The 1,604-nt window shown below is 67.4% G+C and carries 2 protein-coding genes; one reads left to right on the forward strand and one right to left on the reverse strand.

What is annotated here, in order from left to right:
• Positions 1 to 113 precede the first annotated feature (113 nt).
• Positions 114 to 878, forward strand: coding sequence for a DUF4397 domain-containing protein (locus tag ABY44_RS00020; RefSeq protein ID WP_060173204.1), 765 nt, complete (start codon positions 114 to 116; stop codon positions 876 to 878).
• Positions 879 to 947: 69 nt separating this feature from the next.
• Here ABY44_RS00020 and ABY44_RS00025 read toward each other — a convergent pair whose 3' ends face one another.
• Positions 948 to 1,505: a DUF3005 domain-containing protein gene (locus ABY44_RS00025; RefSeq protein ID WP_060173203.1), complete on the reverse strand. Its 558-nt coding sequence runs from the start codon at positions 1,503 to 1,505 to the stop codon at positions 948 to 950.
• Positions 1,506 to 1,604 lie beyond the last annotated feature (99 nt).

Raw genomic sequence — 1,604 nt, forward strand, 5'->3', positions numbered from 1 at the left:
CGCGCCCGCCGATCCGGCGGACAGCATCCTTCCCGCAACCGGCGTTGCTCACCACGCGACCTTCGCGTGGCGATCCTGCATCGCAAACAGGTTCCCCTGAACGAGAGGACAACATGAAATCAATACGAACGATAGCGGCCCTGTGCTCCATCATTTCCGTACTCGCGGCATGTGGCGGCGACGGCAACGACGTCGGCACCGAGCTCGGCATCTCGAAGCCGCAGGCGCGCTTCATCAACGCGGTGCCGGCCGGCCCGAACCTCGACTACTACCTGAACGCCAAGATCGACCAGTCGGGTGTCGCGTACAAGGGCGTGACGCGCTATCACGACGTCGACTCGGGCACGCAGACCGCGAGCTACGACATCTCGGGCACGACCTCGACCATCGCGTCGCAATCGTTCAGCGCGGCGAACGGCCATCACTACACGACGATCGCGCTGCCGAGCACGACGTCGCTGATCTCCGTGATCGACGATCCGTACGACAAGGGCCTGCTGTCGGACAAGGCGCGCGTGCGCAGCTTCAATGCATCGCCGAACGCGCAGAACATCGACATGTACGTCGTCCCGCCCGGCACCGACATCACGACGCAAAGCCCGACGCTCGCGGGCGCGGCCTACCAGAACGCGGTGCCGGCCTCGACGCAGGATTCGATCTACCTGAACGGCGGCAGCTACCAGGTGATCGTCACGACGGCCGGCAGCAAGACGCCGATCCTCAAGACCGCGCCGGTCACCATCAACAACAACGCCGACTGGCTGCTGCTGACGATTCCGTCGGGCGGGGTCGGCGACGTGACGCCGAACGATATCCACGTGCTGGTTGCGCAAGGCAACGACGCCGATACGTCCGCGCAGGAACTCGGGCCGCAGTAAAGGCGCGAATCGTGGCGGCCGGTGCGAGTGCACCGGCCGCCCCACGCCGGGTAACGGTATCCGGCGGTATCAGTCGATCCGCTCGAGGCAGATCACGTGCTCGGCGCGCGCACCGTCGCCGTGCTCGACGTCGACATCGCCGACATGCCGCACGCGCCAGCCCGGCCGCGTCGCGATCTGCGGCATGTTGCCGCCCGGCCGGCTCTCGATCCCGCCGAGCCCCTCGTCGGGCGTATCGACCGCATCGTCGAGCGACGCGTTCGAGTAGATCACGTTGTCCTGCAGTTCCGACGCGCCGGTGCGCGCCTCCATGCCCTTGCCGTCGACGTCGACCGTGTTGTCGGTCATCGCCATGTTCGCGTTGTCGAGCGTGACGATCCGGCCGGCCGCGCGACGCACGGGATCGCCGCTGTCGACCGCATGCGCGCCGACGTCGATCGGCGGCAGGCCGGTCGGCGTTTTCGCCGCGACCGCCTCGGGCGTCAGCGGCCGCTTCGCCACCTCGGCGACCTCGGCGGCCTGGGTCGCCGCGTCGGGCATGTCGCCGGCTGCCGGGGTCTTCACCGGACTCTTCGCGATCTGTTCCTGCTGCTGTTGCGGGGTTGAATTCGATTCCGCGTTCTGCATCGCACCTCCTGTTCCGGACGGCGTGCGCCGGCGTGATGCCGGCGCCGGTCCGGGAATCGCTACAACGGTCCTTGCAAATCTTTCATGCGCAGGTACGGC

Source organism: Burkholderia sp. ZZQ-2 (assembly GCF_050768715.1).
Lineage (GTDB): Bacteria > Pseudomonadota > Gammaproteobacteria > Burkholderiales > Burkholderiaceae > Burkholderia > Burkholderia cepacia.